The 15,080-nt window shown below is 75.5% G+C and carries 11 protein-coding genes; 7 read left to right on the forward strand and 4 right to left on the reverse strand.

Features of this window, described 5'->3' with window-relative positions:
• The first annotated feature begins 62 nt into the window (after nucleotides 1-62).
• From ADK52_RS18650 to ADK52_RS18680, 7 genes are read left to right on the forward strand one after another with little or no spacing between them, the layout of a single operon-like run.
• The gene (locus ADK52_RS18650; RefSeq protein ID WP_147420026.1) at nucleotides 63-1,799 is read left to right on the forward strand and encodes a hypothetical protein; all 1,737 of its coding nucleotides are present in this window, start codon (nucleotides 63-65) and stop codon (nucleotides 1,797-1,799) included.
• The gene (locus tag ADK52_RS18655) at nucleotides 1,789-3,291 is read left to right on the forward strand and encodes an amidase (RefSeq protein WP_078988434.1); all 1,503 of its coding nucleotides are present in this window, start codon (nucleotides 1,789-1,791) and stop codon (nucleotides 3,289-3,291) included. The genes ADK52_RS18650 and ADK52_RS18655 overlap by 11 nt, the downstream gene beginning before the upstream one ends.
• Nucleotides 3,288-4,847, forward strand: coding sequence for a glutamine synthetase family protein (locus tag ADK52_RS18660; protein WP_078988435.1), 1,560 nt, complete (start codon nucleotides 3,288-3,290; stop codon nucleotides 4,845-4,847). Before ADK52_RS18655 ends, ADK52_RS18660 begins: the two co-directional genes overlap by 4 nt.
• Nucleotides 4,825-6,792, forward strand: coding sequence for an FAD/NAD(P)-binding protein (locus tag ADK52_RS18665; protein ID WP_234343995.1), 1,968 nt, complete (start codon nucleotides 4,825-4,827; stop codon nucleotides 6,790-6,792). Before ADK52_RS18660 ends, ADK52_RS18665 begins: the two co-directional genes overlap by 23 nt.
• Nucleotides 6,792-8,270: a lyase family protein gene (locus ADK52_RS18670; RefSeq protein WP_053690969.1), complete on the forward strand. Its 1,479-nt coding sequence runs from the start codon at nucleotides 6,792-6,794 to the stop codon at nucleotides 8,268-8,270. Before ADK52_RS18665 ends, ADK52_RS18670 begins: the two co-directional genes overlap by 1 nt.
• 49 nt (nucleotides 8,271-8,319) lie before the next feature.
• Nucleotides 8,320-9,015 carry a thymidylate kinase gene (locus ADK52_RS18675; protein ID WP_159045979.1) on the forward strand — a complete coding sequence of 232 codons (696 nt, stop codon included), beginning with the start codon at nucleotides 8,320-8,322 and terminating at the stop codon, nucleotides 9,013-9,015.
• On the forward strand, nucleotides 9,015-10,250 hold the full coding sequence (locus tag ADK52_RS18680) for an MFS transporter (RefSeq protein ID WP_053690971.1): 1,236 nt from the start codon (nucleotides 9,015-9,017) through the stop codon (nucleotides 10,248-10,250). Before ADK52_RS18675 ends, ADK52_RS18680 begins: the two co-directional genes overlap by 1 nt.
• Nucleotides 10,251-10,281: 31 nt before the next feature.
• On the opposite strand, the gene ADK52_RS18685 is transcribed toward ADK52_RS18680, so the two are convergent.
• From ADK52_RS18685 to ADK52_RS18700, 4 genes are read right to left on the reverse strand one after another with little or no spacing between them, the layout of a single operon-like run.
• Nucleotides 10,282-11,562: a GNAT family N-acetyltransferase gene (locus ADK52_RS18685; protein WP_053690972.1), complete on the reverse strand. Its 1,281-nt coding sequence runs from the start codon at nucleotides 11,560-11,562 to the stop codon at nucleotides 10,282-10,284.
• A 52-nt stretch (nucleotides 11,563-11,614) separates the two neighbouring features.
• Nucleotides 11,615-12,664 carry a methyltransferase gene (locus ADK52_RS18690; RefSeq protein WP_053690973.1) on the reverse strand — a complete coding sequence of 350 codons (1,050 nt, stop codon included), beginning with the start codon at nucleotides 12,662-12,664 and terminating at the stop codon, nucleotides 11,615-11,617.
• Nucleotides 12,661-13,614 (reverse strand): TauD/TfdA family dioxygenase, encoded by a 954-nt coding sequence (locus ADK52_RS18695; RefSeq protein ID WP_053690974.1) that lies wholly within the window; start codon nucleotides 13,612-13,614, stop codon nucleotides 12,661-12,663. The genes ADK52_RS18690 and ADK52_RS18695 overlap by 4 nt, the downstream gene beginning before the upstream one ends.
• Nucleotides 13,615-13,620: 6 nt before the next feature.
• Nucleotides 13,621-15,018, reverse strand: a complete 1,398-nt coding sequence (locus ADK52_RS18700) for a biotin carboxylase N-terminal domain-containing protein (protein WP_053690975.1) — start codon at nucleotides 15,016-15,018, stop codon at nucleotides 13,621-13,623.
• Nucleotides 15,019-15,080 lie beyond the last annotated feature (62 nt).

Genomic DNA, 15,080 nt, shown 5'->3' on the forward strand with positions numbered 1-15,080 from the left:
GGGGACCGCGGGGCGGGCCGTCCCGCCCCGATCCCGAACCGCCGTCGAATGACGTTCCGTAGGTGACGACAATGCAGCTGAAGACGCCCGGATTCGATGCCCAGGTCAAAGCGGCCGCCGAACGGGCCCGTGCCTGCGGCCTGGCCGCCGACGCGATACGGATAGCGGCCACCCTCGACGGGATGGTCCCCGAGCAGATCGGCCGAGCGGCCATGGGGCTCGGCGAGCGCGTGTACACGGAGATCGCCGAGTCCCAGGTCGCGGGCTTCGCCCCGACCGGCGGCCCCGACACCGCGGCGGACGAGGGCGGCGGGGACCTGCTGGTCCTGACCGGGACCGGGCGGCTGCGCGTCGTCCCGGCCGGCACCCGGCCGGCCGGCCCCGAGGAGGCCGAGCCGCTCGGCACCCTCAAGTGGCAGAACAGGCCGGAATCCCTGGGCCGGCTGTGGGCACTGGCCCAGGACGTCCAGCGGATCCAGTTCGAGGAGGTCCACCGCTGGCTCGCCCAGCAGGACGCCGGTTCCGTCCGGGAGCGGATCGACGCGGTGGGCCACGCGCTGCTCCACATGGCCCCCGTGCTGCTGTACGTGGGCGACCGCTTCTACAGCAACCTCGGCAAGTTCAGCAATCTGCCCGGCCGTTCGCTGGCCGCCGGGGCGGAGCGCTCCGTGCTCACCGCGCTCCGGGCAGCCCCGGCCGCCCGGTGGGCCCCCGAGGACGCCACCTTCGTGGTCTGCCTGAACGCGCTCATCAGCTCGGGCTCCCCCGTCCGGGCCGAGGAGTTCAACGGGGTACAGCTCACCCCGGACCTGCTCGCGGGCTTCCTCCGGGAACGCATCGAGACGTACGGGGCCCCGGTCCCGGACCTCGCCGGCCGGCCGACGGGCGCCGCGCTCGACGCCCTGGCCGCCGCCTGCGCCGCCGCGCGGGCGGAGCGGTTACGCGCGGGCGCCGTGTTCTACCGCGAGATCAACGGTGCCTCCCTGCACAAACGCGAGCGGATCATGGCCGAGCCGCTCGGCTGGGACGAGCTCCCGGCGCCGGTGGCGGGGCTGCTCTCCGGCGCCGCGGGCCGGCCCTTCCCCGTGGCGGCCGCGCCCGCGACGGTACGGGCGTACGCCGGGGAGGTCGTGGAACGCGTCGTACGGCTCGCCGCGCCCACCGGGTTCACCAGCGCCTACGAGGGGTTCCTCCACCGCTTCTTCGAGACGCTGGCCGGGGCACTGGACTGCGACGTCGTGATGGGCCGGGGACCCAAGAGCGTCGCCGTCCTGCACAGCGGCCACCCGGCCGAGGACCGGATCGCCCTGGCCACCCGCGATTTCTACTGCTGCGTCGCGCCCGGCGCCGCGTTCGCCGGGAAGTTCGCCGAGGACCGGGCCGCCCTCGCCCGGACCCTCTCCGCGTACAGCGCGCGGATGCGCTACAACACCTGGCACTACCTGCCGCACAGCATGTCGTGGACCGAGGAGTCCCCGGGCCGCGACGACTGGTTCTTCGCGCCGATGACGGCCGACATCACCAACTGGTCCGACCAGCACCACACCGGGCACGTCACCTTCGGCGTCCGGCACGCCCTGCGCATCCCGCTCGGCATCGTGCTGGAAGGCGCGTACCGCCCCGGCCTCTACGACCTGCGGCTGCTGCGCACCTCAGGCGCCGAGTTCGGGCAGGGCGACCTGCGGGCGGCCATGGTGGCCGGCCGGATCCAGGCGCTGCTGCACCAGGCGGCCGCCGACCGGGGCCTGGAGGTCCGCGATTTCGACAACGGCTGGTACCGGGATTTCCATGGCGCCTGACCTGCCCGCCCCACCTGCCCTGCCCGCCCCACCTGACCCGGCCGCATCGCCGTTCGCCGGCATCCGGGCTCTCCGCGCCGCCTACGGGGACGGCAGCCTGCTGCCCTCGGAGCACCTCGCCGCCACCTTCGGGCTGCTGGACCGGTGGGAGCCCCGGATCGGCGCCTTCCTCACGCTCGCCCGTGAGCGCGCCACCGCCGAGGCCGAGGCCGCGGACCGGCTGCTCCACCGGTACGGGAACGCCGTCTGGCGGGACCGGCCGCTGCTCGGCATGCCCGTCTCCGTCAAGGACCTGACCCCGACGGAGGGGATCCGGACCACCCGCGGCTCCCTCCTGAACGCCGACGCCGTGCCCGGCCGGGACGCCCCGGCCGTGGCCCGGCTGCGGGCGGCAGGCGCGATCGTCATCGGCAAGACCAACACCTCCGAGGGCGGCTGGAGCGCGGCCGGCGCCAACCGGCTCCAGGGCCCGACCCGCAATCCGTGGGACCCCGCCCGCACCCCCGGCGGCTCCAGCGCCGGTGCGGCCGCCTCGGTGGCCGTGGGCATCGGGGTCGGCGCCACCGGCACCGACGGCGCCGGGTCGATCCGCATCCCCGCCGCCTTCTGCGGGGTCGTCGGGTTCAAACCCACGCTGGGCCGGATCCCGTACGTGCCCCAGAGCCCGGACGAGCTGTCCCATCTGGGGCCGCTGACCCGGACGGTGGCCGACGCGGCCCTGCTCACCCAGGTGATGTCCGGCTACGACACCGCCGACCCGCTGTCCTTCGGGGTACCCGGCGAGCCGGCCGGGGACCTGGAGGAGGCGGCCGGGCTCCTGCCCCGCCTGCGCATCGGCTGGATCCCCTCGCTCGGCGATCCCGCCCCGCCGCCCGGCATCGCGGCCGTCGCCCGGCGGGCGGTGGAGGCGCTGGCGGACCGGGGGCACGCGGTCGAGGAGATCCCGCCGCCCTTCGAGGACCCGTACCCGGCCCTGGAGACGATCCTGGCGGGCTGGGAGGCGGCCGCCCACCCCCGGGACCTTGACGAGGTCGCGGACCGCCTCGACCCCGGCCGGCTCCGCGTCATCCGGTACGGGCGCACGCTCAGCGCCGCCCGGCTGGCCCGGGCGTACGAGGCGCGCGGCCGGCTGCGGGCCCTCAGCCAGGCCCTGATGGAGCGGTACGACCTGCTGGCCATGCCGACCGTGGCCATCGCGCCGTTCGCCGCCGACCTGCACGAGCCGCCGGACCCGGTCCGCAAGGGCGCCCTGTCCTGGCTGGCGTGGGCCCCCGAGGCCTACACCTTCAACCTGACCGGCCAGCCCGCCGTGTCCGTCCCGGCGGGGCTGTCGCCCGAGGGCCTGCCCGTCGGACTCCAACTGGTCGGCGGGCGGGGCGAAGACCTGCGGGTCCTGGCCGCCGCGTACCAGCTGGAGCAGGTGCGGCCCTGGCACCACCACTACGCGGAGCTCTCGGCCCGATCGCCGGAACCGGAAGAGGAATCGACATGACCAAGGCCACCACCGCCCGCGAGGCCGACGAGCGCCGCTACGCCCGCTTCGCCACCGGCAGCGTCGGCTTCGTCGAGCGCCACGGCCTGTGGAGCGCGGACCAGCGGGCCGCCGCGCAGGCCGTGGAGGAGACCCTGGCGGGCCTGGAGTTCGTCCGGGTCGGCTTCGGCGATCCGCACGGGCTGATGCGCTCCAAAACCCTGACGGTCGAGGCCTTCCGCACGGCGCTGCGCAACGGCATCGACATGAGCCCGGGCCCCTTCGTCTTCGACACCGGGCACGCCGTGGGCGTCGACTTCTTCGCGCCCGGCGGCGGCATCGGCGTACCCGAGCTGACCGGCGCCGGCGATTTCCTGATCGTCCCCGATCCGCTCACCTTCAAGGTGCTGCCGTACACCGAGGCGGCCACCGGCTGGGTCATCGCCGACGAATACCTGCGCGACGGCACCGCCCACCCGCTCTCCAGCCGCGCCGTGCTGCGCCGCCAGTGCGCCCGCGCCGCCGGGCGCGGCCTGAGTTTCGTCGTCGGCCTGGAGGTGGAGTGGTACGTGACCCGGCTGGCCGGCGCGGAACACGGCCCGGGGGCCGCCGCGGCGGTCGGCGGATTCGGCGTCCAGGGCGAACCGCCCGCCGTGGAACCGGTCAACAGCGGCTACCAGTTCAACCTGGACACCTTCACCGACGGCCTGATGCACCTGATCACCCCGCTCGCGCGGGCCCTGCGCGGACTCGGGCTGCCGCTGCGCACCGTCGAGCACGAATCCGGCCCGGGCCAGCTGGAGTTCACGTTCAGCCCGATGAACGGCCTCGACGCCGCCGACGCCATGCTGCTCTTCCGTACCGTCGCCAAGCAGATCTGCGCCCGCCTCGGCCACCACGCCTCCTTCATGGCGCTGCCCCGGCTGGAGCGCTTCGACCCGAGCGGCTGGCACCTGCACCAGTCGCTGTTCGACGCGGCGGCCGACCGCAACGTCTTCGTCCCGCTGCCGGGCGAGGGCGGCGCGCTGCTGTCGGACGAGGGCCTCGGCTATGTCGCCGGGCTGCTCGAACACGCCGCGGACACCGCCCTGTTCTGCATCCCGACCGTCAACGGGTACCGGCGGCTCGACGAGCAGTTCTCGCTCTCCCCGGACCGGGTCGTGTGGAGCGCCGAGAACCGGGGCGCCCTGGTCCGGATCCTCGGCGGTCCCGGCGAGGAGTCGACGCACGTGGAGAACCGCATCGGCGAGCCCTGCGCCAACCCGTACCTCTACCTCGCCGCGCAGCTCGCCGCCGGGCTGGACGGCATCGAGCGCGGGCTGCGGCCGGGCGCTCTCGCCGAGGACCCGCACGCCCCCACGGCGGCGGCGCTGCCGCGCGATCTCGCGGAGGCGGTGGCGGCGATGGAGGGCAGCGCGCTGGCCCGGGACCTGCTGGGCAAGCCGCTCCAGGACTGCCTGGCGCAGCTCAAGCGCAGCGAGGTGGCCCGGTACGGGGAGTGGCTGGCCGTCGCGGGGCCCGCCGGCCCGGGCGAGATCACCGCATGGGAGCACCGTGAGTACTTCGGCACGTACTGACGAACACGGCGACGGGGAGGGCCGGCTGACGGTCTGCGTCATCGGGTCGGGCCCGCGGGGGCTGTCCGTCCTGGAGCGGCTGGCGGCCAACGCGGACGAGCTGCTGCCGCCCGGGGTGCGGCTGCGGGTCCACCTCGTCGACCCGCGGCCGGGCAGCGGGCAGGTGTGGCGCTCCGACCAGTCGCGCCACCTGCTCATGAACACGGTCGCCTCCCAGGTGACCCTGTTCACCGATGACAGCGTGACGATGGACGGCCCGGTGCGGCCCGGCCCCAGCCTGGCCGTGTGGGCCGCCGACCCCGCCCAGCACGGCGGCGCCTCCCCGGCCGGGGACGAGGTGCCGGGGCCCGACGGCTATCCCACCCGGGCCCTGTACGGGCGCTACCTGGAGTGGGTGCTGCGCGGCGTGGTCCGGCGGAGCCCGGCGGACATCCGGACCCACCCCGCGCGGGCCGTCCGGCTCGACGCGGATCCGGCCGGTCCCGGCGCCCGCGCGCCCGGCCGCGACCGGGTGACCCTGGACGACGGCACGGTGCTGTCCGGGCTCGACGCGGTGGTCCTGGCCCAGGGGCACCTGCCGGTCTCCCCGGCCCCCGCCGAGGCCGCCCTCGCGCGCTTCGCGGCCCGCCGCGGGCTCTGCTACCTGCCCCCGGGGAACCCCGCCGAGGCCCGGCTCGACGGGATCGCGCCCGGGGAGCCGGTCCTGCTGCGCGGCCTCGGGCTCAACTTCTTCGACCACATGGCCCTGCTGACGGAGGGCCGCGGCGGGGTCTACGAAGCCAAGGACGCCGGGCTCGTCTACCACCGCTCCGGGCACGAGCCCGTGCTGTACGCGGGATCGCGCCGGGGGGTGCCGTACCAGGCGCGCGGGGAGAACCAGAAGGGCGCGCACGGCCGCCACCGCCCGCTCGTCCTCACCCCGGCGGCGGTGGCCCGGCTGCGCCGGGGGCCGCGGCGGCCCGGCTTCCGGAGCGACATCTGGCCGCTGGTCGCCCAGGAGGTCGAGACCGTCCACTACGCCGCCCTGCTGCGGGCCGGCGGCCGCCCCGAGGCCGCGGCGCACCTGCTCGAACGGAGCGCCGGCGGGCCCTGGACCGCGTACGAGCGCGACCGGCTGCTCGACGCGCTGGGCGTGCCGCCCGGGCGGCGCTGGGACTGGGACCGGGTCGCCCGGCCCTGCGCGGACCGCGTCTTCGCCGACCGCGCCGCGTTCACCGGGTGGCTGCTGGAACACCTGCGCCGGGACGTGGCCGAGGCGCACGCCGGGAACGTCGACGGCCCGTACAAGGCGGCCCTGGACGTGCTGCGCGACCTGCGCAACGAGGTGCGGCTGCTGGTCGACCACGGCGGGATATCCGGCGCCGATTACCGAGACGAACTGACCGCCCGCTACGGGCCGTTGAACGCCTACCTGTCGATCGGCCCGCCGCCGCGCCGGATCCGGGAGGCGATCGCGCTGATCGAGGCCGGTGTGCTGACCGTCCTGGGCCCGGGGGCGGAGTTCGGCGCGGACGAGGCCGCCGGCCGTTTCACCGCCCGCTCGCCCCGGGTCGGCGGGGGCGCGGTGCACGCGCGGGCGTTCATCGACGCGCGGCTGCCCGAGCCCGATGTGGTGCGCACCGAGGACCCGCTGCTGGGGTACCTGTACGCCACCGGCCAGTGCGTCCCGTACGTGATCGACGGCGAGGACGGCCCGTACCGGACCGGCGGGATCGCGGTCACCGAGCGCCCGTACCACGTCATCGACGCGGCGGGGGCGGCGCACGAGCGGCGCTTCGCGTACGGCGTGCCCACCGAGGGCGTGCACTGGGTGACCGCGGCCGGGGCCCGGCCGGGCGTCGACTCGGTGATCCTCGGCGACTCCGACGCCATGGCCCGCGCCGTCCTCGGCCTCGCCCGCGGGGCGGACCGCCGCTTCGACTCGCTGACGAGGAGCACCACCTGATGGACCGCCCCACGACACCTCCGGACACGGGTCTCCTTTCGCCGGTCCGGGCCGGTACCGCCACCGAGGCGGCCCTCACCGACACCGCCTGGGCCCAGGCGATGCTCGACGCCGAGGCCGCCCTGGCCCGGGCCCAGTCCCGGCTGGGCACCGTGCCCGCGAAGGCCGCCGAGACGATCACGGCGTGCGCCCGGGCGGGGGCGATCGACCTGCCCGCGCTGGCCGTACGGGCGCGCGGGGCCGCCAACCCGGTGGTCGCCCTGGTCGAGGAGCTGACGGCGCTGGTCGCGGCCGCGGACCCCGCGGCGGCGGAGTACGTGCACCGCGGTTCCACCAGCCAGGACGTCCTCGACACCGGCGCGATGCTGGTCACGGCCCGCGCGCTGCGCCTCGTACGCACCGAGCTCGACCGGACGGCCGAGGCGCTGGCCGGGCTGGCCGACGCGCACCGGGGGACGCCGGCGGTGGCCCGGACCCTCGGCCAGCACGCCGTCCCCACCACGTTCGGCCTCAAGGCGGCGGGCTGGCTCGTCGCCGTGGTCGACGTACGGCGCCGGGTCGGGGCCCTGCTCGACGGGGGGCTGCCGGTCCAGCTCGGCGGGGCCGCGGGCACCCTCGCGGGCTATCTGGAGTACGCGCGGCTGACGCCGGCCCGGGCGGGCGCGGCCGCCGGTACGTACGGGGACACGGACGCCGGTACGCACGCGGACACGGCCGCCGGCGCGTACGCCGGGGAGCTGATCGCCCTCTTCGCCGCCGAGACGGGACTCGCGGAGCCCGTCCTGCCCTGGCACACCCTGCGCACCCCGATCGGCGACACGGGCGCCGTCCTCGGGCACGCCGCCGCGGCGCTCGGTAAGTTCGCCACCGATGTGCAGACCCTGGCCCGCACCGAGCTCGCCGAGGTGGCCGAACCCGCCGGGGCCGGCCGCGGCGTCTCCTCCGCCATGCCGCAGAAGCGCAACCCGGTGCTCGCCGCGATGATCCGCTCCGCCGCCCTCCAGGTGCCCCCGCTGGTCCTCACGCTGACGCAGTGCGCGGCCGCCGCCGAGGACGAGCGGCCCGCCGGGGCCTGGCACGCCGAATGGCAGCCGCTGCGCGAGGCGCTGCGACTGGTGGGCGGGGCCGCCTGCACCGCGGCGGAGCTGGCCGAGGGGCTGGAGGTGCGTCCCGCGCGGATGGCGGCCGGCCTGCGGCTCACCGGCGGGGCCGTCGTCACCGAGCGGCTGGCCGCCGCGCTGGCCCCCGTACTCGGCAAGGCGGGCGCGAAGCGCCTGGTCGCCCGGGTGGCCGTGGACGCGGCGACGGCGGACCCCGCGGACTCCCTCGTCGGGCGGCTCCTCGCCGCCGCACCCGAACTGGCCGGGGAGTTCACCGCCGCGCAGCTGGAGCGGCTGCTCGACCCGGCCGAGTACACCGGCGCCGCCGGGGCGCTGATCGAGCGGGCTCTCGCCTACCACCGCGGCAGCACCGCATGACTTCCGTACGGCGATGGCCCGTGGCGGATCTTCCGAAGGGATGTGAACAGTGATCGTTGCGATGGACGGACCCGACGGCGCGGGCAAGAGCACGCAGGTCAAGCGGTTGCAGAGCTGGGCCGAGGGCCAGGGCCTGTCGTTCCGCGTCGTCGGCAAGTGGCAGGTGTTCGCGGAGTCGGAGGTACCGCAGGCCCGCTTCCTGCGCGGCACCACCCTCGACGAACTGCGGGTCTGCATCGCCGAGATGCCGAACCCGGCCCGGATGCTCTTCCTCGGCTGGCTCAACACCCTGGCCGCGGAGCGCGCCCGCGCCGCCGAGGCGGACCTCGTCGTCCTCGACGGCTACTGGGTCAAGCACGCCGCCACCGAACTGCTGGCGGGCTGCCCCCAGGAGCTCGTGGACGCGATCGTCCACGCCATGGCCCCGGTGGACAGCGTCGTCTTCTTCGACGTCACCCCCGAGGAGGCGCTGCGCCGCAAGAAGGGCGACATCACCCCGTACGAGTGCGGCCGCGACCCGGAGTGCCGGCCGGAGAGCTTCCTGTCCCACCAGGCGGCCGTCCGGGAGGTCATGCTCGACTGGGCGGCCCGGCGCGGCTGGGACGTCGTACGGGCGAACACCGCCGAGGCGGCGGCGCAGCAGCTGCGCAAACTGCTGGCGCCCAAGCTGGGGGTCGAGGTCAACCCCCGCCCCGCGGAGGCCGCTCCCCGTCCCGCAGCCGTCGACGCCCCGGCGGGCCACTGATGCCGAGCGACGGACGGAGCCTGAGACGCGGCCTGGCGGCCGCACTGTTCGTCCGCTACCTCGGGGCGGGCAGCTGGGCCCCTCTCCAAGTCCTGTTCTTCGTCCGGTCCGTGGGCCTGTCCACGGGCAACGTGGTCATGGGGCTGACGGCGGCCGGGCTCGCGGGCCTGGTCGCCGGGCCGCTCGTCGGCCGGCTCGCCGACCGGTTCGGGCCGCGCGAGGTGGGCATCGCCGGACTGGTCGCCCAGGCGGCCGCCGCCGGCGCGCTGCTGCTCGTGGAGGGCATGGCCGGGTTCCTCGTGGTGATCACCCTGATCGCCCTGGGGCGCGGCGCCTTCCCCGCGATCAGCGGCGCGCTGATCGCGTACGTCGGCGGTGAGGACCGGGTCGCCTACCGGGCACGGATCTACTCCCTCCAGAACCTCGCGATGGTCTCCGGTTCGCTGCTCGGCGGGCTGGCGCTGCAGGCCGACACCCGGACCGCGTACGTGATCGCGATCTGCGCCGACGTCGTCTCGTACCTCGTCGCCGCGGTGCTGGTGGCGCGGCTGCCGCACCTGCCGCCGATCCCCAAGGAGCCGGGCAGCGGCCGCCACTACGCGCTCGCCGACCGCCCGTTCCTCGCCGTCAGCGTGCTCGCGGGCACCCTCGTCATGTTCGACGTCTTCATGACGGTGCTGATGCCGGTGTGGATCGCCGAGTACACGAAGGCGCCGCGCTGGACGGTGTCGCTGGTCTTCGCGCTGAGCTGCGCGCTGGTGGTCCTGCTCCAGACCAAGGTGGCCAAGGGGGTCGAGACCCCGCGCGACGGTGCGCTGGCCATGCGGCGCAGCGGGCCCGTCATCGCCGTGGCCATGGCCCTCGTCTTCGCCGCCGCGCACCTCCCGATGTACGCGGCGATGGGGCTGATCCTGATCGGCACGGCGGCGCTGACCTTCGGGGAGATGCTGTTCACGGCGGGGGAGTACGCCCTGTCGTTCGGGCTGGCCCCCGAGCACGCGCAGGGCGAGTACCAGGGCGTGTTCTCCGTCGGGGTCGGCATCGGCGGTGCGGTCGCGCCGACCGTGCTGAACGCGCTGTGCCTGGGCGCGGGCCCGGTGGGGTGGGCCGTGCTCGTCACCCTCATGGTCGCGGCCGGGGCGGCGGTGCCGCCGGTGGCTGCGATCGCGGAGCGCGGGCGCGACCAGCGGGAGGGGAACCGCGAGAAGGAGCGGGAGCCCAGACCGGCCGGGTGAGCGTCGCGGCCGGCCTGGGCCGTCTTCGGGGCTACGCCCTGTCGCGGGCGCGCGCGTCCACGAGCCGCGCCACCCGCGACTCGATCCCCGGGTCGTGGGAGGCGTACTCCTGGCGCCGGGCCCGCTCCTCGGCGCGTACGCGCTCCAAGGCCGGCCCGGTCCACGGGGCGTCGAGGACGACGCCCCACAGGGGCTGGAGCCGGGCGGCCCGGGACACCTTGGCCTGAAAGGCGTCGCAGCTCAGGTCCACGCAGTGGTAGCCGTGGGCCGCCGCGTACTTCACGGCCTCGTAGTAGGTGAGGTTGAAGTAGAGCTTGGCCTCGCGGGCGATGGAGTCGTCCAGGCCGTGCGAGCGGGCGTACATGGTGTTCCCCCAGAAGAAGTACTGGGTGAAGCCCACCATCCGGTCGCCCTGGTAGGCGCCCAGGATCCGGCAGTTGTCGTCGAACAGCGAGGCCTGCTGGGCGAAGCGCTCCGACTCGCTCTCGTCGGTGACGGGGTGCCCGTAGCGGATGAGCACCTGCGCGGAGAGCGGGCCGAGCAGGTGGTGGCACTCGGAGAGGCGCTTGACCTCCGTGCGGCAGCCGGTGTCGGTGTAGCGGCGCATCTCGCGGCGGATGGAGGTGAACTGGTGCGAGGTGAAGCGCCTGCGGTAGCCCTCCAGGCCGTCGGGATCGACGGGCAGGACGGCGGTCGCGTCCATCATCACCACCTGGTCCCGGGGGCCCAGGTGCGGCAGCAGCCGCTCCACCGACTCGTCGGTGAGGTAGAGCAGGGCCGCGAGGCCGCCGTCGTCGGCGCCCAGCGCGCGGAACCGGTCCAGTACGGTCCGTACGCCCGCCGCGGCGAGCGGCTCGGCGGTGCCCGGGGCGACGATCACCTCGCTGGTGTAGCCGAGGCGGGTGCCGCCGAGGAGCAGCGGGCGCTCGGGCGTGGCCGGCTCGGCGGCGCCGGGGAACAGCACGGCGGGATCGTAGAAGTGCGGGACCTCCCCGGTGAAGCGGTGGGTGGGGAGCCCGACGGTGTACGAGCCGCCGGGGGCGGCGACCAGGTGGCGGGAGCCGGCGTCGGCCAGCTCCTCGCCGTAGAGCAGCCAGCGGTGGGTCGAGTAGAGGGCGGCGTCACCCGCGAGGGCGTTCCACCGGTCGGCTTCCGCGTCCCGTATCGAGGTGAGCTCGACGAGCTCGACGAGCTCCGGGCCCTTCGAGCCGCTGCCGCTGCCGCTGCCGCTGCCGCCGTTGCCGCTGCTGCTGCCGCCCGTGCCGTGTGCCGTGCCGCCGTTGCCCGCGCCGTCCGTCCCTGCCGTCGTCACGCTGTGCGTCCTTCCCGATCGCGATCGAGTGCGCCGGTCACGGTAGTCACCTTCACCCGCCCGCGCGGTCGAGGACACGAAAGTCGGCCATCCCGGCGTCGATCCGCAGATAGGCCAGTCGGGCGGCCGTCGCCCCGCGGCTCGCGTACGCGGCGACGGCGGCGGCGGTGAGCTCCTCGGGGTCGGCCCCCGGGTCGGTCTCCAGGTGGTCCGACACCGTCGTCTGGACGAGGTCGGAGTCGGCGTCCACCGCCATCCGCTCGGTCAGCGTGACCGTCAGGCCGTACCCGTTCGCCGCGGCCCAGGCCCGCAGTTCGCCGTCCGTGACGAGCTGTTCGTCCCCCTGGAGGAGGAGCGCGGTCAGATGGGCCGTACCGCCCGCGCCCAGGTGCCGGGGGAGCCCGGCGAGGACCCGGCGGCCCACGCCGAACCCGTCCTCGCCGCCCTCGTGGGCGGCCTCCTCGCCCGGGGTCGCGAGGGTCGGCAGGAAGGGGATGTTCGCGATGACGTGGTCGTACGGACGCGCCCCGGCCGGCAGCGGCTCGTACAGGTCGCCGACGAGGACCTCGATCCGGTCGGCCACCCCGTTGATCTCCGCGTTGAGCCGGGCCACTTCGGCGGTCTCGGGCAGCAGCTCCACCAGCGTGGCCCGGGCGCCGCCGTGTGCGGCGACCAGCCCCTGGAACCCAGGCCCGGAGCACAGGTCGAGGACCCGCTCCCCCGCCCGGAAGCCGGTGCGCCGGGCCAGCGCGATCGAGTCCCGGCCGAAGTAGTGGCGTACGGGGAAGGGGCTCGGCGGCTCCGCGAACAGCCACACCCCGGCGGAGCGGAACAGGCTGACGTCGATCAGCCGGACCTCGGCCCCGCGCTGGTGCGCGACCCCGCTCTTGACCAGGGAGGGCAGCGCCCCGGCGAGGGCGGGCGGCAGCCGGTCGGCCGCCGCGGGCTCCCCGAGCAGCAGGAACCCGGCGAGGGCGCGCAGCTCACCGTCGAGGCCGCGGGCGCCGGCGGCCCACTGGCGGCGGTCCACCGAGTCCCCGGGGAAGTCGGCGAGGAACTCGGCGAGGCCGAGTCGTTCGAGCTCGGCGACGAGCCGTGTCACCGGACGGCCCCTGCGTCGGTGCCGGCCCCTGCGCCGGTGTCCGCCCCGGCTCCGGCTCCGGCTGCGGACCCGCGCCGCTCCCGGAGACCGATCCAGGTGCGGAGCATCAGCCGCCCGCCGTCCACCGGCCGGGCCTCGTCGAACGCCGTCCGGCCGTGCACGATCGACCGGTTGTCGATGAAGATCATCTCGCCCGGTGCCAGTCGGCCGTGCGTCTGCAGATCGCGCCGCTCCAGCAGCGAGTCCAGCAGGTCCAGCGCTTTGATCTGCTCGGGCGTCAACTGCGGTACGTGCGGGTGCCGGTGCCCGATCTCGATGTAGTCCCGCAGGTAGTACATCCGCTCCCGGCCGTCCTTGAACTCCAGTACCGGCCGCTCGGTCGTGAGCGGCACCCCCGGCGTGTCGTCCCGGGTGTCGAAGTGGACCGGCAGCCGCAGCGCGGCGAGTTCCCCGGGGTGGTCCCGGAGGATCTCCAGCAGATCGCTCACGTGCACCGTGACCAGGGCCCCGCCGCTGGAGGCCTGCCGGACGCAGAACAGCGCGAAAATGTCCGGAAGCCGCCCCGGCCGGTGCGCCGCGTCGGTGTGCAGGCTGCCGCCCTGACGGCTGTCCGAGTAGCGGCCCGTCGCGCCCTCCCCGAGCCGCACCCCCCGGTCCCGTACGTCCCGCAGCAGCGCTCCCGCGCCGTCCTGCGGCAGCAGGTCCCCTGCCAGCCGGGAGACCGCGACCGTGAACCGGCGCGCCTGCTCCTCGTCCAGGTGGTCCAGGCCGCTCAGTACGAAGAAGCCGGGCCGGGCGTCGAGGTGGCGCCGTACGTGACCACCGACGGTCCGCCCGAACTCCCGGTACCAGTGCGCGCGTACGTCCTCCTCCCCGCTCTCGGCGAGGGCCGTCGCGAGCGCGCGGTCGACGGAGTGGCGGACGGTCGAGAACGGATCGTTGCTGTTCATCTCAGATCAGACTCCCAAGGCCTGGCTGCCGAGGCGTTCCGGGACCAGCCCCGAACCCCGCAGCCACACGGCTATCTCTTCCGCGCACGTTCCGACCCCCGACACCCCGCTGCCCGCGACGGCCCGCAGCACCGCCCCGGCCGCCACGGCGCGGCGCTCGCCCAGGGCCAGGACCTGCGTGACGATGTTGTCGAGGACGACCGGCCTGCGCACGTCCAGCGCGCAGTTGTACGTCACCCCCGGCTCGGGGGCCAGCTCCAGGTCGGTGATCCGGCCGGGCGCCCCGTCCGGCGCCGGCTCGATGAACAGGCGCGCCTCCAGGCAGTGCGTGTCCCGGTCGACGCGGATGCGGCCGGGGGCGGGCAGCGCGCCCTGCGCCAGCTCCATCTGGAGGGCCACCAGGTCCAGGCCGGTCTGCGCCTCGCACATCCGGTAGGCCAGCGGCAGCCGCCCGTTGACCTCCAGGAAGTAGTGACCGCGGGCTCGGGCACCTGCACCCGCACCCGCATCCGCAGCCCCGCCGGCAGCGGCACCGTCGCCCGAGCCGACGATGAACTCGACCGTCGCCACGCCCCGCAACCCCATCCCGGTGACGAGCCGGGCCGTGTCCGCCCGCATCCGCTCCACCAGCTCCGGGGCCACGCCCTGGACGGGCGAGGCCTCCAGCAGCTTCATGCTGCCGTCGACCAGCAGGCTCTCCCGCTCACCGAGCGGGTGCACGGTCCCGGCGTCGTCCACGGCGACGGTGACCCCGACCACCGCTCCGCGCTCCACGTACCGCTCGGCGTACCAGGCGTCGCCCGTGCCCGTGCCCGCGCCCGTGCCCGTGCCCGCGCCGCCACCCGCGCCGCCGGCCTCGTCGGAGGCGATCAGCGCGAGCGCCCGCTCGGCCTCCGCCCCGGTGCGCACGATGCGCACGCCGAGGCCGCCGCACCCGGTGACCGGCTTGAGGATGACCGGCAGCCCGATGTCCGCCACCAGCTTGGCGATGCGCTCGTGCCCGGTCGCGTGCGGCAGCACGGGCAGGCCCAGCCGGTCGGCGGTGGCGACCGCGTGGTCCTTGTCGCGGGCCGCCGCGAGCACCTCCGCCGTCGGCCCGATGAAGGCGATGCCCGCCGCCGCCAGCCGCTCGGGCAGCTCCGGGTCCTCCGCCAGCGCCCCGTAGCCCGGGTACACCGCGTCGGCGCCGCAGCGCCGGGCCGCCTCGACGATCCGGCCCACGTGGTCGTACGTCTGCGCGAGCCCGGTGCCTTCGAGGTACGCGCACCCGTCCGCGGCGAGCGCGTGCAGGCGCTGGGGATCCGAGGAGGCGACGACGGCGATCGGCGACCAGCCCAGCGTGCGGAAGGTGTCGACGGCCCGGGCCGCGATCGCACCGCGGTTGGCGATCAGGACTCTTCTCATGGCCTTCTCCCAGCGCTTCTCGGGGGCTCTCGGTGGCTTTCGGGGCTCGCGGGCGCTCGGTG

It is taken from the genome of Streptomyces sp. WM6372 (assembly GCF_001279655.1).
Taxonomy (GTDB): domain Bacteria; phylum Actinomycetota; class Actinomycetes; order Streptomycetales; family Streptomycetaceae; genus Streptomyces.

What these genes read in the sequence shown, in the direction of transcription:
- ADK52_RS18655 (WP_078988434.1), top strand. Translation starts at nt 1,789, where the DNA reads ATGGCGCCTGACCTGCCCGCCCCACCTGCCCTGCCCGCCCCACCTGAC.
- ADK52_RS18660 (WP_078988435.1), top strand. Translation starts at nt 3,288, where the DNA reads ATGACCAAGGCCACCACCGCCCGCGAGGCCGACGAGCGCCGCTACGCC.
- ADK52_RS18670 (WP_053690969.1), top strand. Translation starts at nt 6,792, where the DNA reads ATGGACCGCCCCACGACACCTCCGGACACGGGTCTCCTTTCGCCGGTC.
- ADK52_RS18680 (WP_053690971.1), top strand. Translation starts at nt 9,015, where the DNA reads ATGCCGAGCGACGGACGGAGCCTGAGACGCGGCCTGGCGGCCGCACTG.
- ADK52_RS18695 (WP_053690974.1), bottom strand. Translation starts at nt 13,614, where the DNA reads ATGAACAGCAACGATCCGTTCTCGACCGTCCGCCACTCCGTCGACCGC.
- ADK52_RS18700 (WP_053690975.1), bottom strand. Translation starts at nt 15,018, where the DNA reads ATGAGAAGAGTCCTGATCGCCAACCGCGGTGCGATCGCGGCCCGGGCC.